Origin of the sequence: Curtobacterium sp. MCLR17_045 (genome assembly GCF_003234405.1) — a bacterium.
GTDB lineage: Bacteria > Actinomycetota > Actinomycetes > Actinomycetales > Microbacteriaceae > Curtobacterium > Curtobacterium flaccumfaciens.
Genome location: NZ_QKTB01000044.1, coordinates 1 through 19,347, shown reverse-complemented (window position 1 = coordinate 19,347; position 19,347 = coordinate 1). Strand labels below are relative to the sequence as shown.

Annotated in this window: 17 protein-coding genes; 5 read left to right on the top strand and 12 right to left on the bottom strand. The window is 72.7% G+C overall.

Annotated features, from left to right (window positions below; genetic code table 11):
* The first annotated feature begins 129 nt into the window (after positions 1 to 129).
* On the top strand, positions 130 to 696 hold the full coding sequence (locus DEJ05_RS17210; RefSeq protein WP_111111227.1) for a TIGR03086 family metal-binding protein: 567 nt from the start codon (positions 130 to 132) through the stop codon (positions 694 to 696).
* Positions 693 to 1,682, top strand: a complete 990-nt coding sequence (locus tag DEJ05_RS17205; protein ID WP_111092415.1) for an aldo/keto reductase — start codon at positions 693 to 695, stop codon at positions 1,680 to 1,682. Before DEJ05_RS17210 ends, DEJ05_RS17205 begins: the two co-directional genes overlap by 4 nt.
* 82 nt (positions 1,683 to 1,764) lie before the next feature.
* Here the strand turns inward: DEJ05_RS17205 and DEJ05_RS17200 are convergent, their stop codons facing one another.
* Positions 1,765 to 2,691: an oxygenase MpaB family protein gene (locus tag DEJ05_RS17200; protein WP_110864492.1), complete on the bottom strand. Its 927-nt coding sequence runs from the start codon at positions 2,689 to 2,691 to the stop codon at positions 1,765 to 1,767.
* A 95-nt stretch (positions 2,692 to 2,786) separates the two neighbouring features.
* On the opposite strand from DEJ05_RS17200, the gene DEJ05_RS17195 reads away from it, so the two are divergent.
* Positions 2,787 to 4,469 (top strand): long-chain-fatty-acid--CoA ligase, encoded by a 1,683-nt coding sequence (locus DEJ05_RS17195; protein WP_111111225.1) that lies wholly within the window; start codon positions 2,787 to 2,789, stop codon positions 4,467 to 4,469.
* A gap of 27 nt (positions 4,470 to 4,496) precedes the next feature.
* Here DEJ05_RS17195 and DEJ05_RS17190 read toward each other — a convergent pair whose 3' ends face one another.
* The 4 genes from DEJ05_RS17190 to DEJ05_RS17175 form a co-directional block, all read right to left on the bottom strand.
* Positions 4,497 to 5,504 carry a DMT family transporter gene (locus tag DEJ05_RS17190; protein WP_111111223.1) on the bottom strand — a complete coding sequence of 336 codons (1,008 nt, stop codon included), beginning with the start codon at positions 5,502 to 5,504 and terminating at the stop codon, positions 4,497 to 4,499.
* Positions 5,501 to 7,402, bottom strand: a complete 1,902-nt coding sequence (locus tag DEJ05_RS17185; protein WP_217500037.1) for an amino acid transporter — start codon at positions 7,400 to 7,402, stop codon at positions 5,501 to 5,503. The genes DEJ05_RS17190 and DEJ05_RS17185 overlap by 4 nt, the downstream gene beginning before the upstream one ends.
* A 154-nt stretch (positions 7,403 to 7,556) precedes the next feature.
* Complete coding sequence (locus DEJ05_RS17180; protein ID WP_111111221.1) at positions 7,557 to 7,835, bottom strand: hypothetical protein; 279 nt, start codon at positions 7,833 to 7,835, stop codon at positions 7,557 to 7,559.
* An 11-nt stretch (positions 7,836 to 7,846) separates the two neighbouring features.
* Positions 7,847 to 9,271, bottom strand: coding sequence for a PspC domain-containing protein (locus DEJ05_RS17175; RefSeq protein ID WP_181440757.1), 1,425 nt, complete (start codon positions 9,269 to 9,271; stop codon positions 7,847 to 7,849).
* Positions 9,272 to 9,385: 114 nt separating this feature from the next.
* On the opposite strand from DEJ05_RS17175, the gene DEJ05_RS17170 reads away from it, so the two are divergent.
* The gene (locus tag DEJ05_RS17170; protein ID WP_111111217.1) at positions 9,386 to 10,621 is read left to right on the top strand and encodes an ATP-binding protein; all 1,236 of its coding nucleotides are present in this window, start codon (positions 9,386 to 9,388) and stop codon (positions 10,619 to 10,621) included.
* Entirely contained in the window at positions 10,618 to 11,280 is a 663-nt protein-coding gene (locus DEJ05_RS17165) for a response regulator transcription factor (protein WP_111111215.1), read from the top strand. The genes DEJ05_RS17170 and DEJ05_RS17165 overlap by 4 nt, the downstream gene beginning before the upstream one ends.
* Positions 11,281 to 11,295: 15 nt before the next feature.
* On the opposite strand, the gene DEJ05_RS17160 is transcribed toward DEJ05_RS17165, so the two are convergent.
* From DEJ05_RS17160 to DEJ05_RS17130, 7 genes are all read right to left on the bottom strand, one after another.
* Positions 11,296 to 12,144 carry an ABC transporter permease gene (locus DEJ05_RS17160; protein WP_051596514.1) on the bottom strand — a complete coding sequence of 283 codons (849 nt, stop codon included), beginning with the start codon at positions 12,142 to 12,144 and terminating at the stop codon, positions 11,296 to 11,298.
* Positions 12,141 to 13,142 (bottom strand): ATP-binding cassette domain-containing protein, encoded by a 1,002-nt coding sequence (locus tag DEJ05_RS17155; RefSeq protein WP_111022661.1) that lies wholly within the window; start codon positions 13,140 to 13,142, stop codon positions 12,141 to 12,143. Before DEJ05_RS17155 ends, DEJ05_RS17160 begins: the two co-directional genes overlap by 4 nt.
* 59 nt (positions 13,143 to 13,201) lie before the next feature.
* The gene (locus DEJ05_RS17150) at positions 13,202 to 13,999 is read right to left on the bottom strand and encodes a hypothetical protein (protein ID WP_071405482.1); all 798 of its coding nucleotides are present in this window, start codon (positions 13,997 to 13,999) and stop codon (positions 13,202 to 13,204) included.
* A gap of 827 nt (positions 14,000 to 14,826) precedes the next feature.
* A complete protein-coding gene (locus tag DEJ05_RS17145) occupies positions 14,827 to 16,347 on the bottom strand; it encodes an inositol monophosphatase family protein (RefSeq protein ID WP_181440756.1) in 1,521 nt (506 codons plus the stop codon).
* 83 nt (positions 16,348 to 16,430) lie between these two features.
* On the bottom strand, positions 16,431 to 17,507 hold the full coding sequence (locus DEJ05_RS17140) for an ABC transporter ATP-binding protein (RefSeq protein ID WP_258376183.1): 1,077 nt from the start codon (positions 17,505 to 17,507) through the stop codon (positions 16,431 to 16,433).
* 71 nt (positions 17,508 to 17,578) lie between these two features.
* Positions 17,579 to 18,391 carry an ABC transporter permease gene (locus DEJ05_RS17135; protein ID WP_017886992.1) on the bottom strand — a complete coding sequence of 271 codons (813 nt, stop codon included), beginning with the start codon at positions 18,389 to 18,391 and terminating at the stop codon, positions 17,579 to 17,581.
* Positions 18,388 to 19,347 (bottom strand): ABC transporter permease (locus DEJ05_RS17130; RefSeq protein ID WP_111111209.1); only part of this gene is annotated, 960 nt, incomplete at its 5' end. The genes DEJ05_RS17130 and DEJ05_RS17135, both read right to left, overlap by 4 nt.

Below are 19,347 nucleotides of genomic sequence, written 5' to 3'. Positions count from 1 at the left end.
GCCCCGGCCCCCGCCCCCGCGTAACGTTGGCACGTGCGACGGCACCGAGGGGAATCCGCACGCCGGACCCCGAGTTGCACGAGAAGCACCAACCACGAGCACGCCCGCACGACGAACAGGAGCACCACCATGGCCACCGACTGGATCGCGATGCAGGCCCTCGCGGCAGCCGAGTTCGGCCGCCGCGTCGCCGCCGTCGCCGACTGGGACGCCCCGACCCCCGACTCCGAGTGGACCACCCGCGACCTCGTCGCCCACGTCGTCGACGAGCAGCGCTGGATCCCGAAGCTCCTGACCGGGTGCGACTACGCCCAGGCCCAGGCCGACCTCGAGCCGATCGGCGACGACCTGGTGGCCGAGTGGGACCGGTTCGCCACCGCGGCGACCGACGCCTGGCGGAACGCCCCGCAGGACACCCCCGTGCACCTCAGCACCGACGTCGTCCCCGCCGCGCAGTACCTCACCGAGCAGACGAGCGACATCACGATCCACACGTGGGACCTCGCCCGGGCGACCGGCACCGAGGAGTCCCTGCCCGACGAGCTCGTCCGCGCCGTGTGGGAGTACTTCGAGCCGCAGATCGAGGACCTCGCCGCCACCGGCCTGTACGCACCCCCGGTCGACGTCACCGAGGACTCCCCGCTCCAGGTCCGCCTGCTCGCGGTCACAGGCCGTGATGCCAGAGTGACGGCATGACCACCGACACGAAGCGCCTCGGCAACTCGGGGCTCGAGATCAGCAGCGTCGTCCTCGGCATGATGTCGTACGGCGACCCGGACCGCGGCTCGCACGCCTGGAGCGTCGGCATCGACGACGCCCGCCCGTTCGTCCGCCGCGCGTTCGAGGCCGGCATCACGACCTTCGACACCGCGAACGTCTACTCCGACGGCAGCAGCGAGGAGATCACCGGCACGCTCCTGGCCGAGCTGGCTCCGCGCGAGGACGTCCAGGTCTTCACGAAGGTCTTCAACCGGATGCGGCCCGGCCGGAACGGCGCCGGGCTGTCCCGCGCGGCGATCATGCACGAGATCGACGCGTCCCTGACCCGCCTGGGCACGGACTACGTCGACCTGTACCAGATCCACCGCTTCGACCCGGTGACGCCGATCGAGGAGACCATGGAGGCCCTCCACGACGTCGTCAAGGCCGGCAAGGCGCGCTACATCGGCGCGAGCAGCATGTGGGCGTGGCAGTTCGCCGAGATGCAGCACACCGCCGAGCGCCACGGCTGGACGAAGTTCGTGAGCATGCAGGACCAGTACAACCTGCTCGAACGCGAGGAGGAGCGCGAGATGCTCCCCTTCTGCGAGCACACCGGCGTCGGCGTCATCCCGTGGAGCCCCCTCGCCCGCGGCCGAGTCACCCGCCCCTGGGACGCCTCCGGTTCGGGCTCGCGCGCGCAGACCGACGAGTTCGGCAAGACCCTCTACAAGCAGGACGAGGACGCCAACCGGGCGATCGTCGACGCGGTCGAGGCCGTCGCCACCGAGCGCGGCGTCCCGATGGCGCAGGTCGCCCTGGCCTGGGTCGCCGGCAAGCCCGCGGTCTCCGCGCCCATCGTCGGAGCGACGAAGGAGCACCACATCGACGACGCGGTGGCCGCAGCGTCGCTGACGCTCACCGACGACGAGGTCACGCGACTCGAGTCCGCGTACACGCCCCGGGTGCCGTCGGGTTTCTGACGCCCCCACGAGCGGACGGGAGGCACGGTGCCAGCTGGCACCGTGCCTCCCGTCCGTCAGGTGGTCACGGTGACCGCCGTGGTCAGGCGACCGCGCTGCCGTCGGCGCGCTGCAGGCGCGCGATGCGCCGCCGCGCGGCTCGTTCGGAACCGGTCTGGTCGTCGAGCACCGCACCGATCCCGTCGAGTACGAGCTTCGTGGTGCGGACCACCGGTAGCTCCACCGGGCCGACGATCGGCGCACGGAGGCCGAGGAGCGAGCGGTGCCGCGGGTCGAGCGTGGACACCGCGCCCTGGAACACCGCGCGGTAGCCGGGTCGCAGCAGGCGGGAGAGCGGCGGGTCCTTGATGAACCGGACGACATCGCGGGTGCGCGAGTCGACCAGGAGTTCGCCGCGGTCGAGGTACCCGTTCATCTGGGCACGGAGCTCCGCCTCGGACTCGGGCGGGTCGACGATGCGCATGAGCCGCCCGGCCTCGGCCCACTCGCGCACGTAGGCGTCGGCGCCTCCGGGGATCGGGCCTCCCCAGCGCTGGGCGGCGCGGAGGAACGCATCCGTGAAGGCGAGGTGCACCCAGCGCGCCAGGTCGGGGTCGTTCGCCGCGTAGGGGCGGGTGGTGCCGTGCGCGTCGACGTACTGCCCGCGGACCCGCTCGTGCAGCCGGAGCACCCAGTCGCTGCCGCTGCGGGCGGTCTGGCGGTCGCCGTACGTGACGGTGGCGATCCACCGGCTGGTGCCCGCCAGGCGACCGAACGGGTCCTCGCGGTACCGGGAGTGGTCGGCGACGCCGGCGAGCGCGCCGGGGTGCAGCGCCTGGACGAGCAGTGCCCGCACGCCGGCGACGATGCCGTGGCTGCCGCCGTGCACCGCCCACGTGGCGGAGCCCGGACCGAAGAAGCCCGCGTCGGTGCCGTGTTCCAGGTCGTCCATCCAGGCTTCCGTGCCGGTCGAACCACCCGTGAACGTCTGGTTGAGGCGGGATCGGAAGACGTCGGAGACAGTGGACATGTCGTCATGTTCCGTCCGTGACCTGGGCGCGGGGGTGGCATCGCGCAAAGTGGCCCTCCCAGCGTGCACGGGGGTGGCCCACTAGGTTGGGTCGGGTGAGCATCGACACGCCTCGTCCCTGGCTTGCCTCGTACGCCCCGGGGGTCCCGCACGACATCGAGGAACAGAGTGGTTCCCTGTACGACCTGGTCGAGCAGTCGGCCCGGAAGTTCCCCAGGCAGGTCGCCCTCGAGTTCTTCAAGCGCACCACGAGCTACGCCGACCTCGAGGAGCAGATCCTCCGCGCGGCGAACGGCCTGCGGAAGCTCGGCGTGGGCGCGGGTGACCGCGTCGCCATCGTCCTGCCGAACTGCCCGCAGCACATCGTCGCGTTCTACGCGGTACTGCGACTCGGTGCGATCGTGGTCGAGCACAACCCGCTGTACACGCCGCGGGAACTCCGCCACCAGTTCGAGGACCACGGCGCCAAGGTCGCCATCGCGTGGGACAAGTCCGTCGCGACGCTGCAGGACTTCCCGGCCGACGTGCACCTCGACGCGATCGTCTCGGTCGACATCACCCGCGCCATGCCCCGGAGCACCCGGCTCGCCCTGTCGCTGCCGGTCGCGAAGGCCCGCGAGTCCCGCGCGAAGCTGACGGCGAAGGTCCGCGGCACGGTCAAGTGGGACGACCTCGCCGACACCCGCAAGCTGTCGAAGCGGCACCCGCGGCCGGCCACCGACGACGTCGCCCTGATCCAGTACACGTCCGGCACCACCGGGACGCCGAAGGGCGCGGTGCTGAGCCACCGGAACCTGCTGGCGAACGCCGCGCAGGCCCGGGCGTGGGTGCCGCAGATCCGCCGCGGCGACAACGTCGTGTACGCGGTGCTGCCGATGTTCCACGCCTACGGACTGACGCTCTGCCTGACCTTCGCGATGAGCATGGCCTCGCGGCTCGTGCTCTTCCCCGCGTTCGACCCCGCCCTCGTCCTGACGGCGATCAAGCGCCACCCGCCGACGTTCCTGCCGGCCGTGCCGCCGATCTACGCGCGGCTGCAGCACGCGGCCGACTCGGCGAAGGTGTCGCTCAAGGGCATCGAGATCGGCATCTCCGGTGCCATGCCGCTGTCGCAGGAGATCGTCGAACCGTGGGAGGCCCGGACCGACGGCTACCTCGTCGAGGGCTACGGCCTGTCCGAGTGCTCCCCGGTCCTGATGGCCAACCCGGTCTCCCCCGAGCGTCGACTCGGGTCGATCGGCCTGCCGCTGTCCTCCACCGAGGCGCGCGTGGTCGACCCCGACGACGACACGAAGGTGCTCGGCATCGACGAGCCCGGCGAACTGCAGGTCCGTGGCCCGCAGGTGTTCCGTGGCTACTGGGGCAAGGCCGAGGCCACCGACGAGGTCTTCACGCCCGACGGCTGGTTCCGCACCGGTGACATCGTGGCCATCGACGCCGACGGGTACGTCCGGATCGTCGACCGCCTCAAGGAACTCATCATCACCGGCGGCTTCAACGTGTCACCGTCCGAGGTCGAGGACACCCTGCTCAAGCACCCCAGCGTCAAGGAGGTCGCGGTCGTCGGCATCACGCAGGGCGGCAACGAGCAGGTCGTCGCGGCCGTCGTGCCGAAGGACCCCTCGACCTTCGACGCGGCCGCGCTCCGGGCCTGGTCGCGCGAGCACCTGGCGGCGTACAAGGTGCCGCGCCGGGTCGTCGTGGTCGAGGACCTGCCGCGCTCGATGATCGGCAAGGTGCTGCGGCGGAAGGTGCGGGACCAGATCCTGGACGGCTGACGCGCGGGCGCCGGGCGCCGCCGCTGATCAGCGGGCGCGCCGCGCGGGCAGCGCCAGCACGGACAGCCCGGCGACCACCAGCACGATGCCGGCCCATCCGCCGACGCCCAGGCGCTCCCCCACCACGAGCACCGCCAGCACCGCGGCCACGACGGGCTCGAGCAGCGACAGCAGCGTCGCGACCGACGCCGTCACCGTCCGGAGGCCGAGCGCGTACAGCGAGTGCCCGATCACCGTCGGCACCAGCGCCAGGTACAGGAACACCGGCCAGTTGCCGGCGTCGGTCAGGAACGGCCCGCCCGCCACCACGGCGAGCACGACGAGCGGCACCGCGGCCACCCCGAACACCGCGCCGACGAGCCCGCGTTCGTTCGGCCCGCGGGCGGCCCGTGCGGCCGCGACCCCGACGTCCCCGCCGACCGGCATGCTGTCGGACTCCGCGCGACCGACGGCGATCGGCATCCGGCTCGTCGCGGCGTGCATCCCCCGCGCCACCGCCCACGAGTACAGCGCGTACGTCAGACCGGCGACCAGGGCGCTGCCGACGCCGACCGCGAGTGAGCGCCCGCCACCGTCGTGCTCGGAGCGCGCGAGGGTGACGATGACCATGCCGACCACGCTCACCAGGGTGGCGACGACCCACCGCCGGGTGACGCGCCTCCGGTCGGCGACCCACTCGACCAGGCCGGCGAAGACGGGCGACGAGCCGATGGCCAGGGTCGTGCCGAGCGCGACCCCGGCGTCGGCGAGGGCCGCGTAGAACGCGACCGCGTAGACCACGAGCGACGCGGCGCCGAGCAGTGCCCAGCCGCGGGTCCGGCGCTGGGCGACGGCACGCAGCGTGCCCCGACCAGCGGTCGCGGCGAGCACGAGGCCGCCGAGCCCGAAGGTGACCGCACCGAACACGAACGCCGGCACACCGGGCGCGAAGTGCGTCGCGGTCCCGGTGGTGCCCCAGACCGCCGCGGCGACCGCGATCGCCGCCAGGCCGCCGACGGGCCTGGAGGCACGCCCCGCGCCCGGTCCGTGGCTCACGAGACGTGGACGCTCGGCCGTCGGTTCACTTCGGGTTCCGCTTCGCGCAGGACCTCGCGCGTGACGGGGGCGACGTCGCCGGCACCGGTGAACACGAAGCGCAGGGCGTTGCGGATGGGGCTGCCCTCGTTCCACTCGAAGTAGATGCTCGGCACCACCCCGGCGAGGTCGCGGATGGCGAGGAGCGTCGACGCGATGGTGTTCGGGACGTTCCCGGAACGGACCTTGAGCACGCGGAACCCGTGGATGACGTGGCCTTCGACCACCAGGTCCTCTTCGAAGTCGGAGGAGTCGGCGGGCAGGACCTCGAGGAACATCGTCGGCACGCGGGCCGGGATGCCGGAGTCGCGGCGTTCCTCGCGCCCCTTCGCCCGGTACGCCTCGGCCGTGCCGGCGCCGGGTTCGTTCGCGATGATGCAGACGGAGCTGAACTGGTCGGCGTCGGCCTCGACGAACTGGCGGGCGGTCGCGTCGAGCTCGATCGACGATGCCCGGAGCTCGAACGAACGCCGCACGCGCGAGATGAGCGACACCACGACGATCGCGATGATGAAGATCGCCGCGATCCGCACGCCGTCGGGCCGCTCGATGACGTTGGCGACGGTGGTGTAGACGAACACGACCGAGATCACGCCGAACGCGATGGTGCGCTTGCGCTGCTGCTTGCGGCGCGCGGACAGCGTCACCGCGACCGCGGCGCTCGTGATGAGCACGAGCACCCCGGTGGCGTAGGCGCCGCCCTGGGCGTCGACGTCGGCCTGGAAGATGATCGTGATGACGAACGCGATGAGCGTGAAGATGATCACGAGGGGACGCACCGCACGAGCCCACTGCGGTGCCATGCCGTAGCGCGGCAGGAACCGCGGCACCAGGTTGAGGAGCCCCGCCATCGCACTCGCGCCGGCGAACCACAGGATGGCGACGGTCGAGAAGTCGTAGATCGACCCGAACACGCCGCCCATGTACTCGTGCGCCAGGTACGCCAGGGCGCGCCCGTTCGCACCGCCGCCCGGCTGGAACTCGCGCTGCGGGATGAGGAACGTCGTCACGATCGACGACGTGATGAGGAACGAGCTCATGATGAGCGCCGCGACGGTCAGCAGGCGCTTGGTGCCGCGGATCCGGCCCTCGGGTCGGTCGCTGGTGTCGTCGGTGGCGTCGCCGCGGACCTGTGGCATCACCGCGACACCGGTCTCGAACCCGGAGAGCCCGAGCGCGAGCTTCGGGAACACGATCAGGGCGATGCCGACCATCACGAGCGGGTTGCTGTGCTGTGCCGTCAGCCCGGACCACCAGTCGCTCGCCACCATCGGGTTCTCGAACACGTGCCAGAGGGCGACGATGATGACGACGGCGTTCAGGGCGAGGAACACCGCGACGAGGCCGACCGCGATGCCGATGGCCTCCTTGAACCCGCGCAGGAACACGATGCCGAGCAGGAGCAGCAGCGCCAGGGTGAGCGGCACCGGGATCTCGGTGAACCAGTGCGGCGTGTAGGGGTTCTCGGCGATGTGCGCCGTGGCGTCGGCCGCCGACAGGGTCATCGTGATCATGAAGTCCGTAACGGCGAACCCGAGCAGCACCAGCACGAGCAGCTTGCCCGCCCACCACGGCAGGAGCTTCTCGAGCATCATGATCGACCCGGCGCCCCGGAAGCTGTCGTGGGCGATCCGGCGGTAGACCGGCAGCGCCCCGAACAGCGTGACGAGCACGAGGACGATCGTCGCGATCGGCGACAGCAGCCCCGCGGCGAGCGCAGCGATGGCGGGCTGGTACCCGAGGGTGGAGAAGTAGTCGACGCCGGTCAGGCACATGACCCGCCACCACGGGTGAGTCTTCTCGACCTCGACCTGGTGCGGGCCCTGGTGGGAGGCTCCCTGGTCGGCCCCGTGCAGCATCCACCGGCGCAGGCGGGTGCTGCGGTCGAGGGGCTGCTCGGTGGCGTCGCGCTGGGCGGCCCGCTCGGCGTCTGTCGCGGTCACGTGGATGATGCTAAGCCGTCCGGGTGACCCCCGTGCACACCCGGACGGTCCTGTGGACGGGGCGCTCCCACTACCGCCGTGTGCGGGACAGCGTCGCCACGATCCCCGCCACGACCAGCAGCACACCGGCGGCGATGCAGGCGGCGAGCAGCAGGGTCGTGGTGTCCACTGAGAACATCGGCAGCGCACTCACGGCCATCGCCCCGGCGAACACGAGCATCAGGACACCCCACAGGATCGTGCCGAAGCGTGCGCCACGGCGTGCGGGCCGCCGGACGGGCCCGTCGGGAGCCGCCGGTGGAGCCATCGGCGCAGTCGTCTCGTCGTTGGTCGTTCCGTCGTTCGTCATCGTCCCGTTCCTCACTCGCCGACCGTGATCGCCCGCGGCACCTCGACGCCACCGCCGAGGATCCACAGGTGCACCGTCGTCGTCTCGTCCGCATCGGCCGTGCGCGCCGCACGGTTCTCGAGCGTGGTGGTCCGGAGGACCCCACCGGTGCCGTCGTCGTCGCCCCCGCCGGTGTCGACCCCGTAGCCGACACCGCTCACCTCGACCCGAACCGGCAGGTCGGTCGGCAGCAGCACCTCGGCCCCGCCGGCACCCAGCCAGAGGCTCACGTCGCCCCCGACCGCCGACGGCTCGAGTCCGCGGAGGTCCAGCGTGGGACCGCCCGCCAGCATCGCGAAGTCCCGTTCGGTCCCCGGGGCGGCCCGTTCCACCTGCCACGTGGTGCCGCCGATCAGCGAGACCCGGGTGCCGGCGGGCAGGACCCCGGTGACCACCAGGGCCACCGCTGCGACAGTCGAGAACAATCCGAGCACGTCGTCGTCACGGCCGCGGATCCCCGCGACGATCGTGGCGATCGCCAGCACCGCGAGCGCCGCGGCGATCCCGAGGACCGGGACGGACCACCCGGCCTGCTGCGCCCAGAACGCGACCCCGGCTCCGGCGACGAGCGCGAGTCCGAGGGACACGGCGACGTACGCCGCCCCGGGGCGCCGCTCCACCCGCTCGGCCCGCCGTTCGGCCGCCCGCTCCCGTTCCGCGCGCAGCCGCTCCTCCTGCTGCCGTCGCCGGTCCTCGGGGCTCACCGGTGCACCCCACTGCCAGGAGGCCCGACCCGCGTCCGTCGCACCGGTCGCCTCCGCGGTCCACGCGTTCCGGGCCGGGCGCGGCTCCTCGGGGCTGGTCCAGAAGTCGCCCCGCGGTGCAGCGGTCGGGTCGGTGCCGGTGCCGGTGCCGGTGCCAGTGCCAGTGCCAGTGCCAGTGCTCGCTGACCGATCACCGTCCACCCCGCGTCGGGCCAGGACCACGATGAGCCACACGATCCCGCCGACGAGCACGATGCTCCACGCGGTGGCCAGGGTCGCCTCGAGCCATCCGGGCATCCCCCAGGCGTCCGGGACCCCCTGCCACCAGAGGCCCCGGGCCGCGGGCACGAAGGTCAGTGCCACGAGCGCGCCGATCGCGATGAGCGCCGGGTCGAGGACCCCGCGGATCATCCGTTCGACGTGGATGCGTCCGGCGGCGTCGGGCAGCAGTGCCCAGCCGACGGCGTAGGCGAGGAAGACCGGCCCGCCCAGCAGCGCGACGACGATCGTCACGCCGCGGACCACGAGCGGGTCGAGCCCGGTGCGGCGGGCGACGGCACCGCACACGCCGGCGAGCCAGCGGTCGTCGGTGCGCGCGATGCCGAGGCCACGGACCCAGTCGAAGAACCGGGTCGTCGAGTCGGCGCTGCCGGCGGCGGTGCCGGGAGCGGAGTCGTGCTGGTGATCGGTCATGGCCACCAGCATCCCGGCAGTGCTGCGCCGACACCATCGGGGTTCCCCCTGACCGGTCCCTGATCCCGGCCCCGGACCCTGCAGGGACCGCCGTCCGGGTGCCAGGATTGCCCCATGGCCACCGCGACGATGACGCGCCCGACCCCCAGGGTCGTCGGCGGGGTCTGCAGCGGGTTCGCGGCGCACACCGGGCTGCCGGTCGGGGCCGTCCGGCTCGCCACCGCGGTCCTGGTGGTCTGCGGCGGCGCCGGGCTGCTGCTCTACGCCTGGCTCTGGGCGACCGTGCCGAGCGCAGCCGCCGGCGCAACCGCCGGAAGCGCACCGCTCAAGTCCGTGCTGACCCCTGCCACCGACGTCGACCAGGACGAGCCCACCACGTCTGCCCGCCGCGCCCCGGTCGTCGAGATCCTGCTCGGCGTGGCCCTGCTCGCGGCCGCCGGCGCCGTAGTCGCGGCACGGATGGGCGCGGCGGTCCCCCTCGAGGTCGTCGTGCCCGGCGTCGTGGTCGTCACCGGCACCGCACTCGCCTGGCGGCAGTTCGACGCGCTCCGCAACGTCCGCACCGCCGGGTCCTCCGCCCTGGTCGTCCGAGCGCTCGGGGCCCTGGTGCTCGTCGTGCTCGGCATCCTGCTGTTCTTCACGACGAGCAGCCGCCCCAACGTCTGGACCGTGCTCACCGCCGCGGTCGCCGTCCTGGTCGGGGTCGCCGTCGTGGTCGCCCCGTGGGTGGTCCGACTCGTCCGCGACCTCGCCGAGGAACGCGCCGCCCGCGTCCGCGACCTCGAGCGGGCCGAGTTCGCGGCGCACCTGCACGACTCGGTGCTGCAGACCCTCGCCCTCATCCAGCAGAAGGCCGAGCCGGGTTCGGACGCGGCGCGGTTGGCGCGGGCGCAGGAGCGCGAGCTGCGGTCCTGGCTCTTCACCGAGCGGGCGGAACCGGCGCGCGACCTCGGCACGCAGCTGCGGGACGCGGCCGTGGACATCGAGGCCGAGTACCCCGCCCGCATCGAGGTCATCGCGGTCGGACCCGCCCGCAGCGACCTGCCGGACGGGCTCGTCGCCGCCGCCCGCGAGGCGATGCTCAACGCCGCCCGGCACGCCGGTGGGACCGTGAGCGTGTACGCCGAGACCGCCGGCGACCGGGTCGAGCTCAGCATCCGCGACCGCGGCCCGGGCTTCGACGTCGACGCGGTGCCCGCGGGCCGGTACGGCGTCCGCGAGTCGATCGTCGGCCGGATGCAGCGCCTCGGCGGCCACGCGACCATCGCACCGGGGCCGGGCCGCACCGGCACCGAGGTCCGGCTGACCCTGCCGCTCGCACCCGCGGCCCAGGACGAGGAGCACGCATGACCGGACCCGCCCCGTTGACGGTCGCGATCGTCGACGACCACTCCATCTTCCGAGCCGGCGTGCGCGCCGGGCTGCCACCGGGCCTCCAGGTCGTGGGTGAGGCGGCGACCGTCGACGAAGCCGTGACGCTCGTCGCGGCCACCCGCCCACGCGTCGTCCTGCTCGATGTGCACCTGCCGGGCGGCTCCGGCGGCGGCGGTGCCGAGGTCATCACGCGCTCTGCGCCGGAGAACCCGGACACCCGGTTCCTCGCGTTGAGCGTGTCGGACGCCGCCGACGACGTGGTGCGGGTCATCCGGGCCGGCGCCCGCGGGTACATCACGAAGAGCTCGTCGAGTGCCGAGGTCGCCGAGGCCGTGGCCCGTGTGGCGGACGGTGACGCGGTGTTCTCGCCGCGCCTGGCCGGCTTCGTGCTCGACGCGTTCGGAGCGGTCAGCGGCGAGACGGCGCAGCACGACGCCGAGCTGGACCGCCTGTCCGCGCGCGAGCAGGAGGTCATGCGGCTCATCGCGCGGGGGTACGCCTACAAGGAGGTCGCGACGGAGCTGTTCATCTCGGTGAAGACCGTCGAGACACACGTGTCCAAGGTCCTGCGGAAGCTCCAGCTGTCGAACCGGCACGAGCTGACCGCGTGGGCGCTGCAGCGCAAGCTGCTCTGAGCGCCCACGCCGGCGTCACTTCGCGCTGATCCTGGTGTACTTGTTGACCGCCCACGGCACGAACACCACGAGCATGACGGCGATCCCGATCAGCACGGTCAGCACGGGGTGCTGCATCGTCCAGATGTCCGGCACCGGCGCGGACCCGACGTTGCCGAACAGCTCCCGCGCGGCCTGCACGAGCGACGACACCGGGTTCCACTCCGCGAACACGCGCAGCACCAGCGGCAGGGTGTCGCTCGGCACGAACGCGTTCGAGATGAACGTCAGCGGGAACAGGATCATGAACGAGGCGTTGTTGATGACCTCGGGCGTCTTGACGCTCATGCCGAGCAGCGCCATGACCCAGCTGAACGCGTAGCTGAACAGCAGCAGCAGAGCGATGCCGGCCAGGAACTCGAGCGGCGACGAGTTCACCCGCCACCCGACCGCGAGCCCGGTGAGCATCATGATCGCCATCGAGATCGAGTTCAGCACGAGGTCGGAGTTGGTCCGCCCGACCAGGACCGCGGACGCCGACATCGGCAGCGTCCGGAACCGGTCGATCAGCCCCTCCTTCAGGTCCTGCGCCATCGCCGACCCGGAGAATGTCGCACCGAACACCACGGTCTGCGCGAAGATCCCCGCCATCAGGAACTGCGTGTAGTCGGTCCCCTGCACCTGGATGGCACCGCCGTAGACCTGGCTGAACAGCAGCACGAACATGATCGGCTGCAGCACGGCGAACACGAGCATGTCCGGCGACCGCTTGAGCTTGATGAGGTTCCGCTTGGTGACGGTCCAGCCGTCCTCGACCCAGACGGCGAGCGGCGAGGTGACGACCACGGGCAGCTGGCGGCCCGGCGCGAGGGACGTGGTGGTCATCGTGCCGTCTCCTTCTGCTTGGTGGCCGCGGGTGCGCCGGCGTCGTCGTCCGTCGCGGCGTGCCCGGTCAGGCGGAGGAAGACGTCGTCGAGGGTCGGGCGCCGCATGCCGGCGTCGTGGAGTTCGATGCCGGCCTCGCCCAGGTCGGCGAGCACGCGCTGCAGGGCGGCCGGACCGGCCTCCACCGCGATGGCACGGGTGCGGCCGTCGCCCGAGGTCTCGACCTCGCCGACCCCGTAGCGGCGCAGCACCGTGGTCGCCGCGTCGCCGTCGGCCTCGTCGACCAGGGTCACGACCACGCGGTGCCCGCCGACCTGCGCCTTGAGCTGGTCCGCGGTGCCCTCGGCGATGACGGCCCCGTCGTCGATGACCGCGATGTCGTCGGCGAGCCGATCGGCTTCTTCCAGGTACTGGGTGGTGAGGAGCACCGTCGCCCCCTCGGCCACGAGGTCCTCGATGATGCCCCAGAGCGCCAGACGGCTCCGGGGGTCGAGGCCCGTCGTCGGCTCGTCGAGGAACAGCACGCGCGGGTTCATCACCAGCGCCCCGGCGAGGTCGATGCGTCGCCGCATGCCGCCGGAGAAGCCCTTCACCGGACGGTCCCCCGCCTCGGACAGGTCGAAGACGTCGATGAGCTCCCGGGCACGATCGCGCGCTGTCCGGCGACCCAGGTGGTAGAGCCGCCCGATCATCTCGAGGTTCTCGAACCCGGTCAGGTTCTCGTCCACCGCCGCGTACTGCCCGGACACCCCGATCGACCGCCGGGTGGCCTGCGGGTCGGCGATCACGTCGATGCCGTCGATCGTCGCGGTGCCCGAGTCGGGCGTGATGAGGGTGGTCAGCACCTTCACCACCGTGGTCTTGCCCGCGCCGTTCGGCCCGAGCAGCGCCTTCACGGTGCCCTGCGGCACCGACAGGTCGAGTCCGGCCAGCGCGTGCACCGGCCCGGACTTCGACTTGTAGGTCTTGGTCAGCCCGGAGGCTTCGATGATGGCCATGTCGCTCCTTCGTCGGACACGGTGGGTACCCGGGGGTCCGGTGGAGCGACGGACGTCACTCAGACGTCGAAGTCACCACCACCGAAGTCGCTGAAGCCACCGCCGAAGTCGGATCCGCTGTCGCCCCAGCCCGCATTGTCGAAGCCGCCGCCGTCGGATGCGCCGCCGTCGGACGCCCCGGCATCGCCGGATTCAGCACCAGTGTCCTCCGAACCACCGTCACCCGCAGCGTCGGTACCGCCATCGAACGAACCGGGGTCCGGCAGGAACGCGCTCATGATCGCCGAACCGATGACGTAGCCGGCCACCGTCCCGAGGATCGACGCACCGATCATGCTGCCGAACGACGGACCGCCGCGCTGGCCGCCGAAGCGTCCGCCGCCACCGCCGACGCCGCCGAGCGAGCGCTCCATGAAGCCCGGCTGGCGGATCTCGGAGCGGGTCGCCGACTGGGCGAGCGAGCGCGGGTCGTCGCCACGGGGTGCCTCACCGGGAGGCGCGGTCCGGGTGAACTCGTCGTAGACCATGCGGCGCTGCTCGTCGGTCAGCTTGGCGAAGGCCTCAGCGTGGACCTCCTCGATGCGCTCCGGCGGTGCCGTGCGGAGCAGGTAGCGGTAGCGCTCCACCGCGCGCTCGTCGTCGGTCGTCGCACCCTGCTGCTGCGTCGGTGCACCGCCCCACTGCGGGACGCCGTACTGGTCGCCTGCGCCCTGCGGTGCGGACGGTGCCGGCTGCTGGTAGGACTGCTGGCCGTACCGGTAGCCCTGCTGCTGCGGCGGCTGCCCCCACTGGTTCTGCTGTGCGTCAGCGGATCGGTCACGCTCCGGACGTCCGAGCAGGCGGTCGAGGAATCCCATGGTCGATGCTCCTTCGGGTGCACGGTGGGCCCGGTCGGACCCGTCGTGGACTGCAACACTACGAACCCCCGGCGTCGACTGACTGAGCGCCCGCTCAGAGTCGGCCGGGAGGCGCATGCCGGGCTGGCACCGTGCCTCCAGTCCGCACCGTGCGCACCCGCACACCCCGTGCACGGTTCCCAGCCCCGTGCGCGCTTGCAGCACCGCACCCAGCAGCCAACCCCGCACCGGGTCGCCGACCCCGCACCGTGCGCACCATCCACCGGCCGGGAGGCGCGTGCCGGGCTGGCACCGCGCCTCCAGCCCGCACCGTGCCCACCTGCGCACCCCGTGCACGCTTGCAGCGCCGCACCCGGCAGCCAACCCCGCACCGCATCGCAGACCCCGCACCGTGCCCACCACCCACCGGCCGGGAGGCGCGTGCCGGCCTGGCACCGCGCCTCCGGTCCGCACCGTGCGCACCTGCACACCCCGTGCCCGCTTGCAGCGCCGCACCCGGCAGCCAACCCCGCACCCAGCAGCCAACCCCGCACCGGATCGCCAACCCCGCACCGTGCGCACCACCCACCGGCCGGGAGGCGCGTGCCCGGCTGGCACCGCGCCTCCAGTCCGCACCGTGCGCGGTTCCCAGCCCCGTGCACGGTTCCCAGCCCCGTGCACGCTTGCAGCGCCGCACCCGGCAGCCAACTCCGCACCGCATCGCCGACCCCGCACCGTGCGCACCTACGCACCCCGTGCGCGGTTCCCAGCCCCGTGCGCGGTTGCGGCGTCGCACCCCGCACCGGATCGCAGACCCAGCACCCTGCCTCCGGCCCGCACCGCGCGGCTCACCCCGCGGCGAGCGCCGCCGTCCACACCGCGTGCAGTTCGTCCGCGGCCCCCGGGTGCGCCACGAGGAACGGCTCCCCCACGGGCGGGAAGCCCTCGACGGGGCCGGACCGCGTCAGCACGACGCCCCCGGCCTCGTGCACGAGCAGCACCGCGGCGCCGTGATCGACCGGGTTGAACGCCGAGACGCAGCCGCCGATGCCCCGCCCGGCCGCGACCTGGGCGATCGTCAACGTGCCCGATCCCTGCACCCGGAGCGTGCACGACCGGTCGGCCAGGGCGTCGAGGAACGCCCCGAACCCCGGCCACGGGCGGTGCCCGTCGAGCTCGGTGCCGACGACGGCACCGGCGAGCGGACGGGGTGTGTCGTCGAGCCGGAGCTGGCGGTCGCGCAGGGTGGCGCCGCGGCCACGTCGGGCCTCGAGCACCTCGCCGCGCCAGGGGTCCGCGACGACGCCGACGAGCGGACGGCCGCCGCGGGTCAGGCAGAGCGACATCGAGGTCCACGGCACGCCGTTGGCCAGGTTGGTGGTGCCGTCGACGGGGTCGAGGAACCAGCGGTGCCGGTCGCCGGGGGCCTCGCCGTACTCCTCACCGGTGAACCCGTGCGTCGGGAACACCATGCGCACGCGGGAGCGGACGTGCTGCTCCACCAGGCGGTCGACGTCGGTGACCAGGTCGGCGGGGTTCGCCTTGGCGTGGACCTCGCTGACCGGGTGCTCACGCGTGTAGGCGATGACCTCGTGGGCGATGCGGTGGGCCAGGGCCTGGGCGCGCGAGGCGACCTCGGTCTCGGTGGGCTCGCGGTCCCGCTCGGGCCAGCCGTCGCGCTCGGCCGCCGACAGGGCTGCCCCGATGGACCCGACGTCGTTCGTGGTGATCGAGTCGACACCGAGCCGGGCCGCCCAGATCGCCGGCTCGACGTCGTCGATGGTCCAGACGGCGACGCGCAGGCCCAGGGCGTGCGCGACCTCGACCGTGCGCGGGGTGAGGAACGCGACGTCGAGGTTGAGCGTCGACGGTTCGAGCGTCTCGAGGTCCGCCGACACCGGCGGGTCGAGCGACTCCCATGCCAGCCACAGGTCGGCGTCGGGCAGCACGGAGCGGACGGCCGCCATCGCCGCCGGCGCCCCGCACCAGGCCACCGCGGTGGAGCCGGTGAAGCCCGCGACGGTGCGGGCGGCGACCAGGGCGTCCGCGGCGTCGGTCAGATCGACGAGCAGGGTGGACCGGCAGCCGTCGAGCCGTTCGAGCGCACCGTCGAGCCGCGGGATCCGGTCGAGGCCGTTGCCGAGCCGGGCGACGTCGCACCAGTCGACGTCGGACACCCGGCGGGCGTCGCCCCACATCCGGCCGAGGGTCTCGTCGTGCAGCAGGACGGCGACACCGTCGGCGGTGCGGCGGACGTCGACCTCGATCACCTCGGCGCCGAGCGCCTCCGCGACCGCGATGGCGGGCAGGGTGTTCTCACGCCGGACGCGCGGCGCACCGCGGTGGGCGACGAGGCGTGGCGGACGCACGCCGGCCCTCCCGTCCGGACTGGTCGGGACCACACGGTCGACCGCAACCGCAGCGGAGACCGTCGACGTCGGGACCCCGGCGCTCATCGGGCGACCTCGAGCAGCACGCCGTCGCGGTGGACGAGCACCTCGCCCAGGCGCACCCCGGTCTCGGTGCCGACCGCCGGCGGTGGCCCGGTGACGTAGGCGCGGAGCTCCGCGCCGTCGGTGCTGAGCACGACCTCGGCGAAGTGCCCCCGCATGAGCACCCGCGCGACCGTCGCGCGGATCGGCGAGTCCTCGGTGAGCACGACCTGCTCGGGGCGGATCACCACCGTGTCGGCCGCCGTCGGGCTGACCGAGGTGCCGGCGAGGAACCGGCCGGTGACGACGCTCGTCGACCCGATGAACGACGCGACGAAGCTCGTGGCGGGGCGGGCGTAGAGCTCGGTCGGGGTCGCGATCTGCTCGATGCGGCCGTCGTGCATCACGGCGATCCGGTCGGAGATGCTGAGCGCTTCGTCCTGGTCGTGCGTGACGATCACGGTCGTGATGCCGAGGCGCTGCTGGATGCGGCGGATCTCGTCGCGGACGCTCACGCGGAGCTTCGCGTCGAGGTTCGACAGCGGCTCGTCGAGGAGCAGGACGTCCGGCTCCTGCACGATGGCGCGGGCCAGGGCCACGCGCTGCTGCTCACCGCCCGAGATCGCGGTCGGCTTCGAGCCGGCGTGGTGGCTCAGGCCGACGAGCTCGAGCGCGTCGCGCACCCGCTCGGCGACCCGCGCCTTCGGCACCCGTCGGGTCCGCAGCGGGAACGCGACGTTCTGCGTCACCGTCATGTGCGGCCAGAGCGCGTAGTTCTGGAACACCATCGCGCTCGGCCGGCGCTCCGGACCGAGCGACGTGACGTCGCGGTCCCCCATGGTCACGACGCCGCCGTCGGCGGGCAGGAACCCCGCCACCATCCGGAGCGTCGTGGTCTTGCCGCAGCCGGACGGCCCCAGGAGCGAGACGAGCTCGCCCTTCGCGACGTCGAGGTCGATGCCGGCGACGACGTCGCGCCCGCCGAGCGTCTTGCGCAGTCCGCGGATGGTGAGGCCGCCGGATCGGGTCCGGTCCGTCGTGCTGCCGTCGGCCTGGAGGCCCGGTGCGCGTTCCGCGACGAGCGTTGCGTCCGTCATCTGGTCGCCTTTCATGCTGGTGTGGGTCATCGGTGTCTGTCCGGGTGTCGGCCCGGTCGGTCGCGGCCGGGTCATCGGATCTGGAAGCCGTCCGCCAGTCGGCCGCCCATGATGTGCTTCCGGGCGAGCAGCAGCAGGACCACGGACGGGATGCTCAGCGCGATCGCGAACACCGCCGAGACCTGGCGCGGGGAGTTCAGGACGAGCGAGTACATCGCCGTCGGCATCGTCATGTACGTCGGGGCGCCGACCAGGTACGTGCCCTGCGCCTCGTCGAAGGACGCCAGGAACGACATCACCATCGCGACGAGGATCCCGGGCCAGGCGATCGGGAACGTCACCTTCCAGAAGGTGCGCCAGCGGCTGGCCCCGGCGTCGCGGGCGGCTTCCTCGAGGGACCGCGGCACGGCCGAGAACGCTGCGGCGGGCAGCCACGTCATGAACACGACGCAGCCCAGGACGTGCACGATCAGGATGCCGGTGACCGTGTTCATGAGGTTCAGCGCGGTGAACATCGCCGACATCGTGACGAAGAGGCCCATCTTCGGGAACGCGTTCGTGGCGAACAGCCCGACGAGCACGAGGCGCCGCCCCGGGAACTCGATGCGGCTGATCGCCCACGCGGCGGGCAGGCAGACCACCGCGGCGATGAGGACCGTGAGCGGGGCGAGGACGAGCGAGTTCTGCACCGCGACGGCCAGGCTGCGGTCCTCGAACACGGTGCCCCACCACTGCAGGGTCCAGCCGTCGGGCAGCAGGTTCGGGTAGGTCCACGTCGTGGCGAAGGCCCGGGCGGCCAGCCAGACGAGCGGCCCGAGGATGAACACGGCCAGCACGATCGCGGTCGCCCAGACGAGGGCGTTGCCGGTCAGACGCTTGATCACTGCTGCTCCTGACGCTTCTCGTCGAGTTCGCCCGCGTTCGAGCGGACCGTCGAGCGGAGGTAGAAGACGCTCGCGGCCGCGGCGAACGCGAACACGATGAACGCCATCGCCGTCGACTGCTGCGGACGGTTGTAGGCCTGGAAGTACTTCGAGATGTCGACGCCGAGCATCGTCGGCGCGTTCGGACCGGTGAAGTACGGCACGGTGAACGAACCGAGCACCCCGATCACGGTGAACGTCGTCGCGATGACGAGCGGGGTCGCGGCCATCGGCAGGAGCACCTGCCAGACGACGCGCCAGGTGCTCGCCCCGGCGTCCTTCGCGGCCTCGACCAGGGCGTCCGGTGTGCCCTGCAGCGCCCCGGCGATCATGAGCACCGCGAACGGCAGGCTGGTCCAGACGCTGCCGAACACCACGGCGACGAGGGTGTAGCCCCACACCGGGACGTCGAGGCCGAACTGCGCACCGAGGCTCCGGAGGAACCCCTGCGCGTCGGTGAAGGTCAGGATCGACCAGCTCGCGATGACCACCGGCACGAAGATCGGCACCACGGCCAGGACGCTGAGGGTCTTGCCGAGGAAGCCTCCGCGGAGCCGCAGGATCACCGCGACGACGACGGCGAGCCCCACCGTCAGGCCGGTCGACAGTGCAGTCACCCCGAGCGTCGCGACCAGGTCGCGCAGGAACGTGGCGTTGCCGAGCAGGGTCGCGTAGACCGCGAACGAGAAGCCGCGCACGGTGTCGCCACCGATGTCGGCGAGCGCCTGGTTCAGGCCGCCGGTGAACCCGAGGCTGAACAGCGCGGCGTTCACCACCGGGACGCCGACGAACAGGACGACGACCAGCACGGGGGCGGCGACGAGGGCGAGGCCCTGCCACCGGTGGCGGCGGGCCAGTCGCTCCTGCGTCGTGCGCCCGCTGGCGGGGTGCGCCGGGCCCTGGGCGTGGGGCGGGAC